The sequence below is a fragment of the Mycobacterium sp. E2497 genome, from assembly GCF_001668695.1.
Taxonomy (GTDB): Bacteria; Actinomycetota; Actinomycetes; order Mycobacteriales; family Mycobacteriaceae; genus Mycobacterium.
This window is the reverse complement of sequence record NZ_LZKD01000018.1, coordinates 1-19,469: the sequence shown is the minus strand read 5'-3', so window position 1 is coordinate 19,469 and position 19,469 is coordinate 1. Positions and strand designations below refer to the sequence as shown.

Annotated in this window: 16 protein-coding genes and 1 pseudogene; 5 read left to right on the top strand and 12 right to left on the bottom strand. The window is 70.5% G+C overall.

What is annotated here, in order from left to right:
- Positions 1-44 precede the first annotated feature (44 nt).
- From A5713_RS01150 to clpB, 7 genes and pseudogenes are all read right to left on the bottom strand, one after another.
- Complete coding sequence (locus tag A5713_RS01150) at positions 45-1,187, bottom strand: XdhC family protein (protein WP_197516262.1); 1,143 nt, start codon at positions 1,185-1,187, stop codon at positions 45-47.
- Between the two features lie 292 nt (positions 1,188-1,479).
- Positions 1,480-2,130, bottom strand: a complete 651-nt coding sequence (locus tag A5713_RS01145) for an RNA methyltransferase (RefSeq protein WP_197509149.1) — start codon at positions 2,128-2,130, stop codon at positions 1,480-1,482.
- Positions 2,127-3,035: a hypothetical protein gene (locus A5713_RS01140; protein ID WP_067920638.1), complete on the bottom strand. Its 909-nt coding sequence runs from the start codon at positions 3,033-3,035 to the stop codon at positions 2,127-2,129. The genes A5713_RS01145 and A5713_RS01140 overlap by 4 nt, the downstream gene beginning before the upstream one ends.
- Entirely contained in the window at positions 3,036-3,551 is a 516-nt protein-coding gene (pyrE, locus tag A5713_RS01135; RefSeq protein WP_067920663.1) for an orotate phosphoribosyltransferase, read from the bottom strand.
- A gap of 73 nt (positions 3,552-3,624) precedes the next feature.
- Entirely contained in the window at positions 3,625-4,398 is a 774-nt protein-coding gene (locus A5713_RS01130) for an SDR family oxidoreductase (RefSeq protein ID WP_067920636.1), read from the bottom strand.
- 54 nt (positions 4,399-4,452) lie between these two features.
- Positions 4,453-5,319 (bottom strand): annotated as a pseudogene (gene ttfA / locus A5713_RS01125) (trehalose monomycolate transport factor TtfA).
- Positions 5,320-5,524: 205 nt separating this feature from the next.
- The gene (clpB, locus tag A5713_RS01120; protein ID WP_067920632.1) at positions 5,525-8,071 is read right to left on the bottom strand and encodes an ATP-dependent chaperone ClpB; all 2,547 of its coding nucleotides are present in this window, start codon (positions 8,069-8,071) and stop codon (positions 5,525-5,527) included.
- Between the two features lie 126 nt (positions 8,072-8,197).
- On the opposite strand from clpB, the gene A5713_RS01115 reads away from it, so the two are divergent.
- Genes A5713_RS01115 through A5713_RS01105 form a run of 3 tightly spaced genes read left to right on the top strand, consistent with a single transcriptional unit; the run spans position 8,198 to position 10,758 of the window.
- A complete protein-coding gene (locus A5713_RS01115) occupies positions 8,198-8,641 on the top strand; it encodes a DUF3060 domain-containing protein (RefSeq protein WP_068091619.1) in 444 nt (147 codons plus the stop codon).
- A gap of 42 nt (positions 8,642-8,683) precedes the next feature.
- The gene (locus tag A5713_RS01110; protein WP_067920628.1) at positions 8,684-9,856 is read left to right on the top strand and encodes an FAD-binding oxidoreductase; all 1,173 of its coding nucleotides are present in this window, start codon (positions 8,684-8,686) and stop codon (positions 9,854-9,856) included.
- A gap of 11 nt (positions 9,857-9,867) precedes the next feature.
- Entirely contained in the window at positions 9,868-10,758 is an 891-nt protein-coding gene (locus tag A5713_RS01105; RefSeq protein WP_068091616.1) for an aldose 1-epimerase, read from the top strand.
- On the opposite strand, the gene A5713_RS01100 is transcribed toward A5713_RS01105, so the two are convergent.
- Genes A5713_RS01100 through dnaK form a run of 4 tightly spaced genes read right to left on the bottom strand, consistent with a single transcriptional unit; the run spans position 10,759 to position 14,862 of the window.
- Positions 10,759-11,145 carry a heat shock protein transcriptional repressor HspR gene (locus tag A5713_RS01100; protein ID WP_067920661.1) on the bottom strand — a complete coding sequence of 129 codons (387 nt, stop codon included), beginning with the start codon at positions 11,143-11,145 and terminating at the stop codon, positions 10,759-10,761. It lies immediately after the preceding gene.
- On the bottom strand, positions 11,145-12,323 hold the full coding sequence (gene dnaJ, locus A5713_RS01095) for a molecular chaperone DnaJ (RefSeq protein WP_068091613.1): 1,179 nt from the start codon (positions 12,321-12,323) through the stop codon (positions 11,145-11,147). The genes A5713_RS01100 and dnaJ overlap by 1 nt, the downstream gene beginning before the upstream one ends.
- Positions 12,324-12,373: 50 nt before the next feature.
- Entirely contained in the window at positions 12,374-13,006 is a 633-nt protein-coding gene (grpE, locus tag A5713_RS01090; RefSeq protein WP_068091610.1) for a nucleotide exchange factor GrpE, read from the bottom strand.
- Entirely contained in the window at positions 13,003-14,862 is a 1,860-nt protein-coding gene (gene dnaK, locus A5713_RS01085) for a molecular chaperone DnaK (RefSeq protein WP_068051212.1), read from the bottom strand. The genes grpE and dnaK overlap by 4 nt, the downstream gene beginning before the upstream one ends.
- A gap of 265 nt (positions 14,863-15,127) precedes the next feature.
- Here dnaK and A5713_RS01080 point away from each other — a divergent pair, with 265 nt between their 5' ends.
- Entirely contained in the window at positions 15,128-16,576 is a 1,449-nt protein-coding gene (locus tag A5713_RS01080; protein WP_067923365.1) for an amino acid permease, read from the top strand.
- Here A5713_RS01080 and A5713_RS01075 read toward each other — a convergent pair.
- On the bottom strand, positions 16,573-17,136 hold the full coding sequence (locus tag A5713_RS01075; protein ID WP_082972706.1) for an NTP transferase domain-containing protein: 564 nt from the start codon (positions 17,134-17,136) through the stop codon (positions 16,573-16,575). The genes A5713_RS01080 and A5713_RS01075 overlap by 4 nt on opposite strands.
- A gap of 50 nt (positions 17,137-17,186) precedes the next feature.
- Between A5713_RS01075 and A5713_RS01070 the strand changes: the two genes are divergently transcribed.
- On the top strand, positions 17,187-19,469 hold a 2,283-nt coding region (locus tag A5713_RS01070), incomplete at its 3' end, for a xanthine dehydrogenase family protein molybdopterin-binding subunit (RefSeq protein WP_068091607.1).

Sequence of the window (19,469 nt, the reverse complement as noted above, 5' to 3'; positions counted from 1 at the left end):
TCGGGTGCGGCGACGACGGTGTCGCGCACCAGCCTACGGCGGCACTACGGAAGTAGAGTGCGGTCCCCCGCGTCGTGGTGGATGCGCCCGACGATCTGGGCCAACGGGCGGCCCCCGCCGCCCCAGCGCTTGGCGATGATGTCGGCGGCGATCGAGACCGCGGTCTCCTCGGGGGTGCGCGCGCCGAGGTCCAACCCGATGGGGCTGGACAGCCGGCCCAGCTCGGCGTCGGTCAGCCCCGCGGCCCTGAGCCGGGCCACGCGGTCGTCGTGCGTGCGGCGCGACCCCATCGCCCCGACGTAGCCGACCTGCGGCAGCCGCAGCGCGAGCTCGAGCACCGGCACGTCGAACTTCGGGTCGTGGGTCAGCACGCAGATCACCGTGTGGCGGTCGATGGCGCCCGCCTCGGCCTGGGCGGCAAGGTAGCGGTGGGGCCAGTCGACGACGACGTCGTCGGCCGTCGGGAAGCGCGCCCGCGTGGCGAACACCGGGCGGGCGTCGCACACGGTGACCCGGTAGCCGAGGAACGATCCCTGCCGCGCCAGCGCGGCCGCGAAGTCGATCGCCCCGAACACCAGCATCCGCGAGGGCGGGGCGTAGCTGGCAACGAACACCTCCATGCCGTCGCCGAGCCGCTGCCCGTCGGGCCCGTACTCGAGGACCTCGCTGCGGCCCAGCGCGAGCAGGCCGCGCGCATCGTCGGCGACCGCGGCGTCGGCGCGCGCCGAGCCCAGCGATCCCGCCATCCCGTCGGGCCGGATCACGATCCGCCGGCCGATCCACGCCGTATCCGGGTGGGCGATGACGGTCGCGGTCGCCACCGCGCGGCCCTCGGCGATGTCGTCGGCCACCGCGCCGAGCTCGGGAAACGAGGCGCGCGAGACCGGCTCGACGAAGACATCGATGACGCCGCCGCATGTCAGGCCGACGGCGAACGCGTCGTCGTCGCTGACGCCGTAGCGTTCCAGCCGGGGGGCACCGCTTTTCGTCGCCTCGGTCGCGAGGTCGTACACCGCGCCCTCCACGCAACCACCCGACACCGACCCGGTCACCGAGCCGTCCGGCGCGACCACCATCGCGGCCCCCGGCGGCCGCGGCGCGGACCGGAAGGTGCGCACCACCGTGCCCAGCCCCGCGGTGTCGCCGGCGCGCCAGATCGACATCAGCTCGGCAAGCACGTCACGCACTCTCTCAACGTAGAGTGAAGGCGACGACCCGGCTCGACTTCGGGTCCATTCGCCCCGTCGAACGCTGCCGGACCGAACGGTTAAGACCTCACCGGCCACATGGGCACCAGTTTCCAGGGTAGGGAGTGCTCCGCGGATTTGATATCGCGGGCGATATCAAATTCCGGTACGAGTGGCCAACGCTTTTCGCGTGTGAATCCTTGGCTTCGAGTGTGCGCCCAGGGCGGCGACACGCCGAGAATCCCCGCCCTGAGCGCACATTCGAGAAGGAATTCGGCGAGAAGGGATGCGGCTACCACGCCTGCGACAGGTCGGCGTGCTGCCGAATCCAGGCGTGCATCGCGACCCCGGCGGCCACCGCGGCGTTGATGCTGCGGGTGGAGCCGAACTGGGCAATCGACACCGTCGTCGCCGCGCCCACCCGGATGTCGTCGGTGATGCCAGGACCCTCCTGCCCGAACACCAGCAGGCACTCCCGCGGCAGCGCCGTCTCCTCGAGCCGCGCCGCCCCCGGGACGTTGTCCACCGCGACCACCGTCAGCCCGGCACCGGCCGCGAAGCCCATCAGGTCGGCGGTGCTGTCGTGGTGGCACAGCCGCTGATAGCGGTCGGTCACCATGGCGCCGCGGCGATTCCAGCGCCGCCGGCCGACGATGTGCACGGTGTGCACCGCGAAGGCGTTGGCGGTGCGCACCACCGAGCCGATGTTGGCGTCGTGCCCGAAGTTCTCGATCGCGACGTGCAGCGGGTGCCGGCGCCGATCGATGTCGGCGATGATGGCCTCGCGCGTCCAATACCGGTAGGCGTCGACGACGTTGCGGGTGTCGCCCTCGCGCAACAGGACCGGGTCATAGCGCGCGTCGTCGGGCGGCTCGCCCGGCCACGGCCCCACCCCGGCGGCGGGTGCGGCCCATTCGGTCGGCCCAGGCCCCGGTTCGCTCACCGCGGCGTCCACACCCCGGCGTGGGTGCCATCGACCGCGACGGTCGCGTAGAGCAGCGCCTCGTTGATCTCGCCCTGGGTGCACAGCGAGGCGCTGACATGCACCGCGTCCAGCGAGGCGTCGGGCAGGACCAGCACCGACGACCCGTACGCCGAGCAGGCCGGGTTCAGGCCGGCGCCGGGCAGCGTCGGGGACGCGAGCAGCATCAGCGGGCCGCCGCGGTGGGCCGATTCGTCGCGATACCGGGCCGCGAGGCCGTCGGCCTCCAGGCCCAGCAGCATGTAGCCGTTGCCGTTGAACGCCGCGGGGTCGCCGAGCTGCGCCTTGGTCATCGGGGCACCGTCGGCGCGCCAAGCCGACAGGCTGACCGTCTTCACCGACAGGCCGGTGTCGTTGGCGTTGGTGGGCATCAACCCCACCGGGAACGCGGCCGGGTAGGCCGCCGAGCTGTTGGGGATCCGGTCACGCGGCGAATAGACGTACACGCCGCGGACCTGGCTGCGATCCTTCAGCGGCCCAAGGCAAACCGTCCCGGCGAGCCGGTCGCCGGAAGCCGCGAACGGCGAGTGGACGTCGGGGGCCTTGCCCGTCGGGCGGCCGCAACTGCCCAGCCCGTTGGACTCCATCGGGTGCGACAGCGCGCCGTAGAGCCCGAACCGGATGTCCTCGGGCTTGGCGTGCGGCGCGCGTGGGTCCACCGCGGAGGCGTCGACGTCGACGAGCACGTAGTCGTCGTCCCAGCGCAGGTTCGACACCGCCATGTTCCAGCCCAGCAGCGACAGCGATTCCCCGAGCCGCGCCCCCTGGGCGCCGTAGGGGCGCACCGGATGACTGGAACCCGAGCAGCCCGTCAGACAGGCCAGCACGCAGGCCGCTACCGCGAGAAGGCGTGTACGGCAGGGCAATTAGCCCAGCCCCAGATCGGCGAGGCCCAGCACGCTGCGGTACGGCAGGCCCTCGGCCTCGATGGCCTCGGCGGCGCCGGTGGAACGGTCCACGACGGTGGCCACGCCGACCACCTGCCCGCCGGCCTCCTGGACCGCGCGCACCGCCGTCAGTGCCGACGCGCCGGTGGTGCTGGTGTCCTCGACCACCAGCACGCGCTTGCCGGCGACCTCGGATCCCTCGATAAGGCGTTGCAGCCCATGGGTTTTCGCGGACTTACGGACCACGAACGCGTCGATCGGGCGTCCCGGCGCATGCATGACGGCGGTGGCCACCGGGTCGGCGCCCAGGGTCAGGCCGCCGACCACGTCGTAGTCCCAGTCGCTGGTGAGGTCGCGCATCAGCGCACCGATCAGGGCCGAGGCCCGGTGGTGCAGGGTCGCGCGGCGCAGGTCGACGTAGTAGTCGGCCTCCTTGCCCGACGACAGCGTCACCCGGCCGTGCACCACCGACAGCCGGCGCACCAGCTCGGCCAGCTCCTCGCGGGAGTCGGTGTGCGCGGCTTCTCCTCCCGCCGCTGCGCGGCCGGCATCGTCGCCGCGCGGGGATTCAGGTCCGGCCACGGCCACCGCCGATCCGCTTGGTCACGGCCCGCATCAGGGTCCGCGGAATCATCCGTTCGGCGGCGATGATCGCCTTGTACTGCAGGCCCGGGATGCTGATCACCTTGCCGCGGGCGATGTCGGCCAGGCTCTGGTCGACCACGTCGTCCACCTCGAGCCACATGAACGAGGGCGACTTCGCCATGTCGATCCCGGCCCGGGCGTGAAATTCGGTGTGCACGTAGCCCGGACACACGGCGTGTACGCCCACGCCGGTGCCCTGCAGGCCGACGGACAGGCCCTCGCTGAAGGAGATCACCCACGCCTTGGACGCCGAATAGGTCGAGCCGCGCCCCGGCACCAGGCCCGCGACGCTGGCGATGTTGACGACGGTGCCGGCACCGGTGTCGAGCATGGCCGGCAGGGCCGCCCGGGTCAGGTGCATCACCGCCGTGACGTTGACGTCGAGCTGTGACTGCAGCACCGCGGGGTCGGTCGCCCAGAAGTCGCCGGAGGTGCCGAACCCGGCGTTGTTCACCAGCACGCGGACTCCCCGCGCCAGGCGTTCGCAGACTTTGTCGCGGCCGGCGGGATCGGCCAGGTCGGCGGGCAGCACCTCGACGGCGCCACCCCGGCCTTCGAGTTCACCTGCCAGTTGCGTCAGTCGGTCGACGTCGCGGGCGACCAGGACCAGGTCGTAGCCGTCGCGGGCGAAACGGCGCGCGTAGCCCGCGCCGATCCCGGACGTCGGCCCGGTGATCAGGGCTACGGGACGAGGCATGAGCGACATCCTAATGACGGCGGCCGCGCCGCCCTGCCCGCGCCCGGCGGGCCGTCAGTGCTGATAGTTGGTGGCCTGGTGGCCGTTGCGGCCGGCCGGCGGCGGGCGGCGAACGGCGTCCGGGCCGCGCTGCTCCCGGCGGATCGGCTCGGCCGGCCGGCGAGGCGCCTGAACGTCCGAGCCCAGCAGCCCACCGACGTCCTGCTGCGCACGCCGGGGCGGCAGCTACGCGCGGCCGGCGGGCGCCAGCGGCCGGCTGGGCGACGCGCTGCGCAGCCCGGCGGGCGCGCCCGCCTCCTGCTGGGTCTCCTCCGGCAGCGGCGGCAGCACCCGCAGCAGGTCGTTGAACTGCCGCACGGTGCGCAGCCCCTCGTCCCACTCGGTGCGGGTGCTGGTGATGGGCATGGCGACCAGCGTCCAGTTCTGCTCGTTCCACATGATCTCGGCGCAGTCCGGTGCGGTGTGCGCGAAGGTGACCATGCGGCGGTCGCAGGCCCGCCGGGCCGCGTCCAGGTTGGTCGAGTACACCATCCGCGGGCCGATCGCGCCCAGCAGCCAGATGTCGCTCTCCCGTGGCTCTTTGAGCCCCTTGAGCCGCAGGTCCACCACGACGTTGGTGCCCACCTTGCGGTGCAGCGCGATGACGGTGGCGACCTCCTCGAGGTCGAAGATGTAGACCGCCTCGCCGCGGATCTGGCCCAGCACGACGTTCTCGGCGGCGATGTCGCCCACCGTCGAGATCACCCCGCGCTTCCAGCGCTTGAGGATGTCGGCGGATTCACGCTCGTAGTCGAAGCCGTGCGACCGCGCCCATGACTTGCGGCGCCTGCTGCGGCCGCGGCGCCGATCGAGGTCGACGTACAGCAACACGCCCGCGCCGACGAAACACAGCGCGGACAGCGTGAACCAAAGGGGGACCATCCCACACAGGGTATCCGTAATTGCTCCGGAATAAAGAAGTCCGGCTGGTCACAACCCAATTACGAGACGGAACTAACGCCCTCGTTCGCCAGCCGTTTGCGCTGACGGCTTCGAGCGTGAGCCCAGGGCGGCGCTTTCGCGAATTTCCCGCCCTGGGCGCACCCTCAAAGCCCAGGAATTCACACTCGGGCCCCGCAGCCCGGGCTCAGCCCAGGATCAGCGAGTCGCCGTCCGGGCTGACGTTGACCGGAACGGTGTCCCCGTCGTGCACGTCGCCGGCCAGCAGCTGCTTGGCCAGCTGGTCACCGATGGCCTGCTGCACCAGCCGGCGCAACGGCCGCGCGCCGTAGACCGGGTCGAACCCGCGCTGCGCCAGCCACTGCTTGGCCGGCAGCGACACCTCCAGCGTGAGGCGGCGCTGCGCCAGCCGCTTCTGCAGCTGGGCCAGCTGGATGTCGACGATCGACACCAGCTCGCCGGGCTCGAGGCCGTGGAAGATGATGACGTCGTCGAGCCGGTTGATGAACTCCGGCTTGAACGCCGAGCGCACCGCGGCCATCACCTGCTCCTCGCTGCCGCCCGACCCAAGGTTGGACGTGAGGATCAGGATGGTGTTGCGGAAGTCGACCGTGCGGCCCTGACCGTCCGTCAAACGCCCCTCGTCGAGAACCTGCAGCAGCACGTCGAACACGTCCGGGTGCGCCTTTTCGATCTCGTCGAACAGGATCACCGTGTACGGCCGCCGCCGCACCGCCTCGGTCAGCTGGCCGCCCTGGTCGTAGCCGATGTAGCCGGGCGGGGCGCCGACGAGCCGGGCGACGGAGTGCTTCTCGCCGTACTCGCTCATGTCGATGCGGACCATCGCGCGCTCGTCGTCGAACAGGAACTCCGCCAGCGCCTTGGCCAGCTCGGTCTTACCGACACCGGTCGGCCCGAGGAACATGAACGACCCGGTCGGCCGGTTGGGGTCGGCGACGCCGGCCCGGCTGCGACGCACCGCGTCGGAGACCGCGGTCACCGCCTTCTTCTGGCCGATGACGCGCTTGCCGAGCTCGTCCTCCATGCGCAGCAGCTTGGCGGTCTCGCCCTCGAGCATTCGGCCGGCGGGGATGCCGGTCCACGCCGACACCACGTCGGCGATGTCGTCGGGTCCGACCTCCTCCTTGAGCATCACGTTCTCGCGGGCCTCGGCGTGCGGCAGGGCGGCGTCGAGCTTCTTCTCGACCTCGGGGATGCGCCCGTAGCGCAGCTCGGCGGCCTTGGCCAGGTCGCCGTCGCGCTCGGCGCGCTCGGACTCCCCGCGCAACGCCTCCAGCTGCTCCTTGAGCTCGCGGACCACGTCGATCGCGCTCTTCTCGTTCTGCCAGCGGGTGGTCAGCTCGGCCAGCTTCTCCTTCTGGTCGGCCAGCTCGGAGCGCAGCTTCTCCAGCCGTTCCTTGGAGGCCTCGTCCTCCTCCTTGGCCAGCGCCATCTCCTCGATCTCGAGGCGGCGCACCAGGCGCTCGACCTCGTCGATCTCGACGGGCCGGGAGTCGATCTCCATCTTCAGCCGGCTGGCGGCCTCGTCGACCAGGTCGATGGCCTTGTCCGGCAGGAAGCGGGCGGTGATGTAGCGGTCGGACAGCGTCGCCGCGGCCACCAGGGCCGAGTCGGTGATGCGCACACCGTGGTGCACCTCGTAGCGGTCCTTCAGGCCGCGCAGGATGCCGACGGTGTCCTCCACCGACGGCTCGCCGACCAGCACCTGCTGGAACCGGCGCTCCAGCGCGGCGTCCTTCTCGATGTACTTGCGGTACTCGTCGAGCGTGGTGGCGCCGACCAACCGCAGCTCGCCGCGGGCCAGCATCGGCTTGATCATGTTGCCGGCGTCCATCGCGCCCTCGCCGGTCGCGCCGGCGCCGACGATCGTGTGCAGCTCGTCGATGAAGGTGATGATCTGGCCGGCGGAGTTCTTGATGTCGTCGAGGACGGCCTTGAGCCGCTCCTCGAACTCGCCGCGGTACTTCGCGCCGGCGACCATCGAGCCCATGTCCAGGCTGATGACGGTCTTGTCGCGGAGGCTCTCGGGCACGTCGCCGGCGACGATGCGCTGGGCGAGGCCCTCGACGATCGCGGTCTTGCCGACGCCGGGCTCACCGATCAGTACCGGGTTGTTCTTGGTGCGGCGGCTCAAAACCTGCACGACGCGGCGGATCTCGTTGTCGCGCCCGATGACCGGGTCGAGCTTGCCTTCGCGGGCGCGGGCGGTCAGGTCGGTGGAGTACTTCTCCAGCGCCTGGTAGGTGGCCTCCGGCTCGGGGCTGGTGACCCGGGCGCTGCCGCGCACCTTGACGAACGCGTCACGCAGGGCCTGCGGCGAGGCGCCGTGGCCGGTCAGCAGCTTGGCGACGTCGGAGTCGCCGGTGGCCAGCCCGACCATCACGTGTTCGGTCGAGACGTACTCGTCGTCCATCTCGGTGGCCAGTTGCTGGGCGGTGGTGATGGCGGCCAGCGACTCGCGCGACAGCTGCGGTTGCGAGCTGGCGCCGCTGGCCTGGGGCAGGCGTTCGACGAGGCGCTCCGCCTCGGCGCGAATGGTCGCGGGCTGGACGCCGACAGCCTCCAGCAGCGGGCCCGCGATCCCGTCGGCCTGCGTCAGCAGGGCCATCAGCAGGTGCGCCGGGCGGATCTCGGGGTTACCGGCGGCCGAGGCCGCCTGGAGCGCCGAGGTCAGCGCCGCTTGCGTCTTGGTTGTCGGGTTGAAAGAGTCCACGACGCCTCCGTTCGCATAGGTAGGGAAAATGCTTGTCGCGTTCTTCAACGCCGTCAAGGTTGAGTGTGTTCCGCTCAACTCTAACGAGTTTTGGCGACCGCGGCGCACGGGGTATCCCCCGAAGCGATGACGCAGACGCAACAGCCCCAGAACGCCACCCACGCCGGGCCCGCCACGGGTCAGCCCCGGCCCCGCGCCGCCTTCTGGCCCGCACTCGCCGCCGCGGCGCTGGCACTGGCGGGCCTGGCCGCCGCCGGATTCCACACCGATCTCGCCGGCGCCGGCCCTTCGGCGACCGTCCCGGAGTCGGGCACGTTGCAGGTCAACGGCACCGGCACCACGAAAACCATCGGCTGCCACGGCGGCTACCTGTCGGTCAGCGGCCAGACCAACACCGTCACCGTCACCGGCCACTGCACCAGCCTGAGCGTCTCCGGCCACGGCAACCGCGTCGCGGTGGACAGCGCGGACGCGGTGAGCGCGTCGGGAACCGGCAACTCGGTCACGTATCACTGGGGCTCACCGACCATCGCCAACGCCGGCACGGCCAACACCGTCGGTCAGGGCTGAGGCCGGGATCGCCGGCGCGCGGCGCGCCTAGAATCGGGCCGCGTGGGGCTCGAGGACACCGATGCGTTGCGGGTGCTGCGCGACGCCTTCGCGCAGGAGGACTCCGGGCCCGGCAACGAGCTCGTGGGCCGGTTCTACACCCGCTGGTTCGGCCTCGACGCCTCGGTGCGCGACTTGTTCCCGCCCGAAATGGGCGGACAGCGGGCCGCTTTCGCGCACGCCATGCACTGGGTATACGGCGAGCTCGTCGCCCAGCGCGCCCAGGAACCGGTGGCCTTCCTCGCCCAGCTCGGCCGCGACCACCGCAAATACGGTGTGCTACCGGAGCATTACGACACGTTGCGCCGCGCGTTGCTGTCGACGTTGCGGACCCAGCTCGGCGGCGCCTGGACCGACGCCGTCGACGACGCGGCCCGCCAGTCGCTCAACCTCATCACCGGCGTGATGAGCGGCGCGGCGGACGCGGACGAGGGGCCCGCGTGGTGGGACGGCACGGTGATCGAGCACATGCGGGTGTCCCGCGACCTCGCGGTGATCCGGCTGCAGCTTGACCGGCCGATGGACTACCACCCGGGCCAGTACGTGAATGTTCAAGTCCCGCAATGCCCGCGCCGCTGGCGCTACCTGTCCCCCGCCATCCCGGCGGACCCGGGCGGCGGCATCGAGTTCCATGTCCGCGTGGTCCCCGGCGGCCTGGTCAGCACCGCCATCGTCGGCGAGACGCGGCCCGGCGACCGGTGGCGGCTGTCCAGCCCGCACGGCGGCCTGCGGGTCGACCGGGAGGGCGGCGACGTCCTGATGGTCGCCGGGAGCACCGGGCTGGCGCCGCTGCGGACGCTGATCATGGACCTCAGCCGATACGCGGTGAACCCCCGGGTGCACCTGTTCTTCGGGGCGCGCTATCAATGCGAGCTCTACGACCTGCCGACCCTGTGGCAGGTGGCCTCGCACAATCCGTGGCTCTCGGTCTCCCCGGTCTCGGAGTACGGCGCCGACCCGGCCTGGGCCGCCGACTATCCCGACGTCACGCCGCCGCGTGGCCTGCACGTGCGCCAGACCGGCCGGCTCCTCGATGTGGTGACCAAATACGGTGGGTGGGGCGACCGGCAGATCCTGATCTGCGGCGGGCCGCCGATGGTGCGGGCCACCAAGGCCGCGCTGATCGCCAAAGGCGCTCCGCCGGAAAACATTCAGCACGACCCGCTATCAAGGTGAGTGGAGGAAGCATGCGCGTCGTCACCCTGCGCGACCCGGCCTCGTCGGTGGCCGCGGAGTTCGTGCCCGAGGCGGGCATGATCGGCACCTCGCTCAGCGATGCCGGCGTGGAGCTGCTGGGGCAGCGGCGCGGGCTGGACGCCTACGTGACGGCGGGCAAGACGATGGGCATCCCGATCCTGTATCCCTGGGCGAACCGGTTGGGCGGGAACACCTATACCGCCGAAGGCGTGACGGCGACGCTGACGCCGGGCGAGAACGGGGTCCGCGCCGACCCCAACGGATTGCCGATCCACGGTGTGCTGGCCGGCCATCCGGGCTGGCGGGTGATCGCCGAGACGGCCGGCGAGTTGATCGCCGAGCTGGATTTCGGCGCCGATCCCCGACTGCTCGCCAGCTTCCCGTACCCGCATGTCCTGACGGTGTCCGTGCGGCTGGCCGAGCGGACGTTGACGGTGCGCGCCACGGTGACCGCCACCGGTGCCCACCCGGTCCCGCTGTGCTTCGGGTTCCATCCCTACCTGCGCCTGCCGGACGTGGCCCGCCCGGAGTGGGTGATCGAGACACCGCCCCTGCGGCGCCTGCGGCTGGACGACCTCGGGCTGCCCACCGGCGAATTCGAAGCCCAGGCGGCGCTGTCGGAGCCGTTGGGGGACAAGGCTTTCGACGATGCCTACGACGAGGTGCCCGACGGCGCGGTGTTCGCGGTCTCGGGTGGCGGCCGGCGGCTGGAGGTGCGCTTCGAGCGGGGGTATCCGGCGACGCAGATCTTCGCGCCCACCGCCGAGGACGTCGTCTGCTTCGAGCCGATGACCGCACCGACGGACGCCCTGCGCCGCGGCGGCTACCACCGCGCGCGGCCGGGTGAGCCTGCGGTCACACAGTTTTCGATCCGGGTCTGATCAGCCGCGCGTTCTGCGCGGCTGCCACACCACCACGGCGGTGCTCTTGGGCACCACCGCCAGATCGCGGCGCTGGCCGGCGCGCACCTGCGCCAGCTCCTCGTTGAGCTCCTGCACGCGGGCCTGCAACGCCTCGACCTGGTTGGTCAGCTCGATGATGCGTTTGATGCCGGCCAGGTTGACGCCCTCGTCCTGCGACAGCCGCTGCACCTCGCGCAACAGGTCGACGTCGTGCTCCGAATAACGCCGTCCCCCACCGGAAGTGCGGCGCGGGCTGACCAGGCCGAGGCGATCGTAGGTGCGCAGGGTCTGGGCGTGCATGCCGGCCAGCTCGGCGGCCACCGAGATCAGGAACGTCCGGGACTCCTCCCGTGAATTCTTGGCCATCAGCGATTGCCCGCCCATCCCGCTCGGGGATCGAACCCGCTGGCCCGCTCCGCGGCCGCGTACGCCTCCAGCGCCTCGGCCGCGGCGCCCTCCACGTTCGGTGGCACGGCGACCTTGACGGTGACCAGCAAGTCCCCGTTGCCGCCGCTGCGCTTCGGGACGCCCCGCCCGCGCACCCGCAGGATGCGCCCGTCGGAGGTGCCCTTGGGCACCCGGACGCCCACCTTGCCGTCCAGCGTGGGCACCGAAATCGTTGAGCCCAAGGCCAGTTCGGCGAAGCTGACCGGAACGGTCACGGTGAGGTCGTCGCCGTCGCGGCCGAACACCTTGTCCGGCCGCACGTGCACGGTGACGTACAGGTCGCCCGACGGCGCGCCGCGCAGGCCCGCCTCGCCCTGTCCGGGCAGCCGGATGCGCTGCCCGTCCTCGACACCGGGCGGGATCCGCACGTTGATGGTGCGGGTGCGGGTGGTGACCCCGGTGCCCTTGCACTCCTCACAGGGGTGCTCGATGATCGAGCCGCTGCCCCGGCAGTCGGTGCACGGCTCGGAGAACCCGAACGCGCCCTGGTTGCGGCTGATCACGCCGGAACCGTTGCAGGTGGGGCACACCTTCGGGCTGGTGCCCGGCCGTGCCCCGCTGCCATGGCAGTTGGTGCACGGCGCCGGGCTGGTCAGCCGCAACGGCATCGCCACGCCCTTGGCGGCCTCGACGAAATCGAGCTGTGTCTCGGTCTCCAGGTCGTTGCCGCGCCGCGGCCGGCTGGGACGCGCGCCGGCGCCCCGCCCGAACAGGCCGCCGAACAGGTCGCCGATGTTGGCGCCACCGCTTCGGCCCGCGGCATCGAACAAATCGTTGAGGTTGAACTCGGCGCCGTCACCGCCGGCACCGAACCCGCCGAAACCGCCCGCGTCGAACCGGCGTCCGCCGAAACCGCCGCCCGCGAAGAGGCGGCGGGTTTCGTCGTACTCCTTGCGCTTGGCCGGATCCGACAACACGTTGTGCGCCTCGGAGACGGCCTTGAATCGCTCGCCGGCGGCGGGATTGTCGGGATTGGCGTCCGGATGCAGGTCGCGCGCCAGCTTGCGGTAGGCGCGCTTGATCTCTTCGGGACTGGCGTCAGAGGAGACGCCCAGCTCCTTGTAGAAGTCCTTTTCGACCCATTCTCGCTGGGCCATGTCGCGTCACCCCCTCCCACCTTTCTGTTGTGTTGTGCTGATTGTGTGGTCTATTCACCGGACGCGCCGGGATTATCGTCCGATTCGGCCTGCCCGGCCGCGGCACCCTCGTCCGCGACCGTGTCGATGACGCCGACCAACGCGTGCCGCAGGACCTGGTCGCCCAGCTTGTAACCCTGCCGCATGACCGTGCCGATCACCGGCTTGGACCCGTCGCCGCCGCCGCCCTCGTGCTGCACGGCTTCGTGCAGCACCGGGTCGAAGTCCTCGCCTTCGGCGCCGAACGCCGTCAGGCCGAGCCCGATCAGCGCGCTGTCGAGCTTGTCGGCCACCGACTTCAGCGGCCCGGACTCCAGGTCGCCGTGCTTGCGCGCCCGCTCGAGATCGTCGAGCACGCCCAGCAATTGGCTGACCACGGCGGCCTTGGCCCGGTCCGCCGCGGCCTGTTGGTCGCGCAGCGCACGCTTGCGGTAGTTGGCGAAGTCGGCCTGGACCCGTTGCAGGTCGGCGAGCAACTCGGTGGCCTTGCCGGCCTCCTCGGGGCTTTCGCCGGCGAACTCGTCGGCCGGCGCCGCCTCGCCCGACGTGGCGCCGGGCGAGGCGTGCCGTACTTCACCGGTCTGCGGGTCGATCCGCCGCTTGTCGGTGACGGTCACCTGCTCCTGTGGATTGCCTTCTGTCACTTGGACTCCCGGTCGTCGTCGACCACCTCCGCGTCCACGACGTCGTCGGCGGAACCGGACGGGCCACCGGCTGCGCCGGCCTCCGCGCCGCCCGCGGCCTGGGTGGCCTCGTAGATGGCCTGGCCGAGAGCCTGGGACTCCTGGCCCAGCTTCTCCATCGCCGCCTTGATCGCGGAGATGTCGGTGCCGCCCAGGGCCGTCTTGGCCTCGGCGATCGCGCCGTCGACCTTGGACAGCGTCTCCTCGGGAACCTTCGACCCGCCCTCGGCCTCACGCTGGTCCTTGACGAACTTCTCCGTCTGATAGACCAGCGACTCGGCCTGGTTGCGGATGTCGGCCTCCTCGCGACGCTGGCGGTCCTCCTCGGCGTGCGCCTCGGCGTCCTTGATCATCCGGTCGATCTCCTCCTTGGACAGGCCGGAGCCCTCCTGGATCTTGATCGTGTTCTCCTTGCCGGTGCCCTTGTCCTTGGCCGTGACGTGCACGATGCCGTTGGCGTCGATGTCGAAAGTGACCTCGATCTGCGGGACGCCGCGCGGGGCCGGCGGGATGCCGGTCAGCTCGAAGGAGCCGAGCAGCTTGTTGTGCGAGGCGATTTCGCGCTCACCCTGATAGACCTGGATCTGCACCGACGGCTGGTTGTCGTCGGCCGTGGTGAAGGTCTCCGACCGCTTGGTGGGGATCGTGGTGTTGCGCTCGATGAGCTTGGTCATCACGCCACCCTTGGTCTCGATACCCAGGCTCAGCGGCGTGACGTCAAGCAGCAGAACGTCTTTCACCTCACCCTTGAGCACACCGGCCTGCAGCGCGGCGCCCACGGCCACCACCTCGTCGGGGTTGACGCCCTTGTTGGGCTCCTTGCCGCCGGTGAGCTCCTTGACCAGGTCGGTCACCGCGGGCATGCGGGTGGAACCACCCACCAGCACCACGTGGTCGATCTCGGACACCGAGATGCCGGCGTCCTTGATCACCGACTGGAAGGGCTGACGGGTGCGGTCCAGCAGGTCCTGCGTGATGCGCTGGAACTCGGCGCGGGTCAGCTGCTCGTCGAGGAACAGCGGGTTCTTGTCCGCGTCGACCGTGATGTAAGGCAGGTTGATCGAGGTGCTCTGCGAGCTCGAGAGCTCGATCTTGGCCTTCTCCGCGGCCTCACGCAGCCGCTGCATCGCCATCTTGTCCTTGGTCAGGTCGATCCCGCTGGTGCCCTTGAACTTGTCGACCAGCCACTCGACGACCCGGTCGTCCCAATCGTCGCCACCGAGGTGGTTGTCACCGCTGGTGGCGCGGACCTCGACCACGCCCTCGCCGATCTCGAGCAGCGAGACGTCGAAGGTGCCGCCGCCCAGGTCGAAGACCAGGATGGTCTGTTCCTTCTCGCCCTTGTCCAGGCCGTACGCCAGCGCGGCCGCGGTGGGCTCGTTGACGATGCGCAGCACGTTGAGGCCTGCGATCTGGCCGGCTTCCTTGGTCGCCTGCCGCTGGGCGTCGTTGAAGTACGCCGGCACGGTGATGACGGCGTCGGTGATGTCCTCACCCAGGTACGCCTCGGCGTCGCGCTTCAGCTTCATCAGCACTCGGGCGCTGATCTCCTGCGCGGTGTATTTCTTGTCATCGATCTCGATGGACCAGTCCGTGCCCATGTGCCGCTTGACCGAACGGATGGTGCGGTCGACGTTGGTCACCGCCTGGTTCTTGGCGGGCTGACCGACGAGCACCTCGCCGTTGCGCGCGAACGCGACGATGGACGGGGTCGTCCGCGAGCCCTCGGAGTTGGCGACGACGACGGGGTCACCGCCCTCGAGAACTGCGACGACGGAGTTGGTGGTCCCGAGGTCGATACCGACCGCACGAGCCATAGTGATTCCTCCTGATTGAGTAGAGCTTCTTTGGTGCCACTATGCTGAGTGAACCCCGCTCAAGACTGCTCTGGTCGACACCGTGGTGTCAACCCAGCATTGAGTGTGGTTCGCTCAACTTGTCGCCCATGCTAACGGCGGACGCCGCCGTCTTGTTCCCGGGGGGGTCGAAAGGGTGTGCCGCGATGCGACGGCCGCGCAGTGAGCGCGCGGGCGCATCGGTGGGTTAGCCTGAGCCTTTACGGAGCCGAGACGGCAGGACTCAATGCCACCGCAAGACAGCGCCGCCGCGCGGCTCACCCGCGAAGAGTCGGGCTATCACAAGGGCCTGAACAACCGCCAGATCCAGATGATCGGTCTCGGCGGCGCCATCGGAACCGGCCTGTTCCTCGGCGCCGGAGGACGGCTCGCGTCGGCGGGACCGGGGTTGTTCCTGGTGTACGGGATCTGCGGCGTCTTCGTCTTCTTGATCCTGCGCGCCCTCGGCGAGCTCGTGCTCTACCGCCCGTCCTCGGGATCCTTCGTCTCCTACGCCCGTGAATTCTTCGGCGAAAAGGCCGCTTTCGCGGCGGGCTGGTTGTACTTCCTCAACTGGGCGATGACCGGGATCGTGGACACCACCGCGATCGCGCACTACTGCCACTACTGGACGGCGTTGCAGGCCGTGCCGCAGTGGACGCTGGCGTTGATCGCATTGGTCATCGTGCTGGCGATGAACCTCATCTCGGTCAAGCTGTTCGGCGAGCTGGAGTTCTGGGCCTCGTTGATCAAGGTGCTCGCGCTGGTGACGTTCCTGGTCGTCGGCACGGTCTTCCTGGTCGGCCGCTTCAAGGTCGACGGCCATGACCCCGGGGTGGCGCTCTGGGACAGCCACGGGGGACTTCTGCCGGCCGGCCTGCTGCCCCTGGTGCTGGTGACCTCGGGCGTGGTCTTCGCCTACGCCGCGGTCGAACTGGTCGGCATCGCGGCCGGGGAGACCGCGAACCCGCACAAGATCATGCCGCGCGCGATCAACTCGGTGGTGTTTCGCATCGCCGTGTTCTACATCGGGTCGACGGTCCTGCTGGCGCTGCTGCTGCCACATACCGCCTACCGGGACCATGTGAGCCCGTTCGTCACCTTCTTCTCCAAGGTCGGGTTCGGCGGGGCGGGCAGCGTGATGAACCTCGTCGTCCTCACCGCCGCGCTGTCCAGCCTGAACGCCGGGCTGTACTCCACGGGCCGCATCCTGCGGTCCATGGCGATCAACGGCAGCGGACCGAAGTTCACCGCGCCCATGACGAAGAACGGCGTGCCGTACGGCGGGATCCTGCTCACCGCCGTTGTCGGCCTGTTGGGCATCGTGCTCAACGCCGTCAAACCGAGCCAGGCGTTCGAAATCGTGCTCCACATCGCCGCCGTGGGCGTCGTGGTCGCCTGGGGGACGATCGTCGCGAGCCAGCTGCGGTTCTACCGGCTGTCCCGCGCCGGGACGGTGCAACGGCCGCACTTCCGGATGCCGTTGGCGCCCTACAGCGGCTACCTCACGCTGGCCTTCCTGGCCGGCGTCCTGGTCCTGATGCTGGTGGACAAGGTCCAGGGCCCGTGGCTGCTCGGCGCGATGGCCGTCGGCATCCCCGCGCTGATCGCCGGTTGGTACCTGGTCCGCCATCGGGTGCACGCCGCCGCCCAAGACGCCGCCCTGCCGGCCGCCGACCCGCCCGCGGCGGCCTAGGGCTCGTCGATGTCGCGACCGCCGGCCAGATCGGCGCAGTCGACGAGCTCGACGTCGTGCCGGGTGCGCAGGTAGGCGCCGGCGCCCTGATCGCCGGAGATGCGCGAGAGGACCTCGGGCCAGTGCCGGCGCGCGATCACCACCGGGTGCCCCGGCCGGTCGCCGAACACGGCGCGTGCCAGGCCGCTGGTGGACCCCACCGCGCGGTCCAGGACTCGTGCCACCACGGCGGCGCCGACGTCGGGCGTGTCGATGACGTGCAGCACCGCGTAGTCCGCGTGCATGCGGTCCGCGTGGTTCAGGCCGGCTCGCACCGAGGCGCTCAGCCCCTCGCGCCAGTCCGGCGCGGCGATCGCCGTGACCCCGACCGGGGCAGGAACCTCGACGGCGCCCAGGACCAGGACGACGCCCGCACAACCGCCGTCCTGCAGCGCGTCCACCGCGGCCTCGAGCCAGCCGTCGACCAGCACCTTCGGCTTGCCGTAGCGGCTCCCGGCCCCTGCGGCCAGCAGCACCCCGACGATGCGCGGCGCCGGGCCGATAGACTGCGATAACGTCACTCTCCTATGATGACATTGGGCTTCTCGCACAGTGACAATGATGGAGCGCAATGACCCAGGACGTGCAGGCGACCACGGCCGGACCCGTCACCCCCACGCCCCGGTACGCCGGCACCCGCGTCCAGCGGGTGGAGGACGGCCGGCTGCTGACCGGCCGCGGCAGCTTCGTCGACGACATTTCGCGACCCGGGATGCTGCACGCCTGCTTCGTGCGCAGCCCGTTCGCGCGGGCGCGGATCAACGGCATCGACGCCTCGGCGGCCCTGGCGCTGCCCGGGGTGCGCGCGGTGTTCACCGCCGCCGACCTCAACCCGGACGTGAAAGAGGCGTGGCACGCCGTCGCCGGCAAGGACATGCCGGACACCCCGCGACCGCCGCTGGCCGAGGGCGAGGCCAAGTTCGTCGGCGACCCCGTCGCGCTCATCGTCGCCGAGAGCCGCTACATCGCCGAGGACGCGCTTGAGCTCGTCGACGTCGACTACGAGCCGCTGCCCGCGGTCACCGACTTCACCCGCGCGCAGGACTCCGAGGTGCTGGTGCACGACGCCTACCCGAACAACGTCGCCGGCGGGATGGGCGGGGCCCCGCCGGACGAGGAGCTGTTCGCCAACGCGCCGTGCGTCGTCAAAGAGCACATCTACCAACAGATCTACGCGCCGGTGCCGATCGAGACCCGCGGCCTGGTGGTCGAATGGACCGCCGGCACCGGGGAACTCACGATGTGGGCGTCCACCCAGACCCCGCACGAACTGCGCGCGTTCTGCGCCCGGCTATTGGGCATTGCCGCGCAACGGGTTCGGGTCATCATGCGCGACACCGGCGGCGGGTTCGGCCAGAAGGTCGTCCCGATGCGCGAGGACATGTGCATCATGCTGGCCGCCCGCAAGGTGCCGGCGGCGCTGAAGTGGATCGAGGACCGGCGCGAGAACCTGATGTCGGCCGGGCAGGCCCGGCACGTCGACGGCACCGCGCGCATGGCGTTCGACGCCGACGGCAACATTGCGGCGGCGGACATCGACTTCGTCCAGGACATCGGCGCCTACCCGACGCCGTACCCGGTGCTGACCACGGCCGCCATCGGCATGTTCTTCCCCGGCCCCTACCGGGTGCCCAAGGCCAGCTTCAACTACAAGACGGTCTTCTCCAACACCAGCGGCCTGGCCGCCTACCGCGGCCCGTGGCAGTACGAGACGCTGGCCCGCGAGATCCTGCTCGACATCGCCGCCCGCAAGATGAACGTCGACCCGGTCGAGCTGCGCCGGCGCAACCTGTTGCGCCGCGACGAGATGCCCTACGTCAACCCCAACGGCATGCCGTATGACCACGTCGCCCCGATCGATACGTTCGAGCAGGCGGTGAAAATCCTTGACCACGAAGGCTTTCGGAAGGAACAGGCCGAGGCGTTGGCGCACGGCCGTTACCTGGGCCTGGGCTTCTCGGCCTACATCGAGCCCACCGGCGCGGCCACCGGGCACCTGGCCACCGAAGGCGCCACCATCCGCATGGAGCCGACCGGCAAGATCAACGTCTACGTCAACGGCGGCTCGAGCGGAAACAGCATCGAGACCACCGTCGTGCAGCTGACCGCCGACGCGCTGGGCGCCGACATCGACGACGTGGCCACCATCCAGGGCGACACCGCGATCACCCCGTACGGCGCCGGGACGCAGGGCAGCCGCAGCGCGCCGATGACCGCCGGGGCCGTCGCCGAGGCGGGCGCCATCCTGCGCGAGACGATCGTGGCGCTGGCCGCGCACCACCTGAAAGTGCCGGAGGCGCAAGTGGGTCTGGCGTTCTCGGTCGCCAGCGTGCGCGATGACCCGGCCAGGTCGGTGTCGTTCGGCGAGCTGGCCTACGTGGCGTACTACTCGCCGCAGCAGCTGCCGCCGGGGCTGTCGACCAACCTGGAGGCCACCGCCCGGTTCAACTCGACCAATCCCATCCACTGGTCCAACGCGACGCACGCCTGCACCTGCGAGGTGGACGTGGCGACGGGCAAGGTGACGCTGCTGCGCTACATCGTCAGCGAGGACGTCGGCCCCATGATCAACCCGTCGGTGGTGGAAGGCCAGATCGCCGGCGGGACGGTGCAGGGCATCGGCGGCGCCCTGATGGAGGACATGGTTTACGACGACGACGGCAACCCGCTGGCAACGACTTTCGTCGACTACCTGCTGCCCACGGCCACCGAGGTGCCGCCGATCGAGTTCGGACACGTCGAGATCCCCGGGCCGGGGCCGGGCGGCTACAAGGGCGCCGGCGAGGGCGGGGCCATCGGGTCGACCCCGGCGGTGATCAACGCCATCAACGACGCGCTGGCACCGCTGGGCGTG

Bases quoted from the DNA above. Each gene is read 5' to 3' on its own strand.
- A5713_RS01130 (WP_067920636.1), bottom strand. From the start codon at position 4,398: ATGCCTCGTCCCGTAGCCCTGATCACCGGGCCGACGTCCGGGATCGGC.
- dnaK (WP_068051212.1), bottom strand. From the start codon at position 14,862: ATGGCTCGTGCGGTCGGTATCGACCTCGGGACCACCAACTCCGTCGTC.
- A5713_RS01105 (WP_068091616.1), top strand. From the start codon at position 9,868: ATGCGCGTCGTCACCCTGCGCGACCCGGCCTCGTCGGTGGCCGCGGAG.
- A5713_RS01100 (WP_067920661.1), bottom strand. From the start codon at position 11,145: ATGGCCAAGAATTCACGGGAGGAGTCCCGGACGTTCCTGATCTCGGTG.
- dnaJ (WP_068091613.1), bottom strand. From the start codon at position 12,323: ATGGCCCAGCGAGAATGGGTCGAAAAGGACTTCTACAAGGAGCTGGGC.
- A5713_RS01115 (WP_068091619.1), top strand. From the start codon at position 8,198: ATGACGCAGACGCAACAGCCCCAGAACGCCACCCACGCCGGGCCCGCC.
- A5713_RS01080 (WP_067923365.1), top strand. From the start codon at position 15,128: ATGCCACCGCAAGACAGCGCCGCCGCGCGGCTCACCCGCGAAGAGTCG.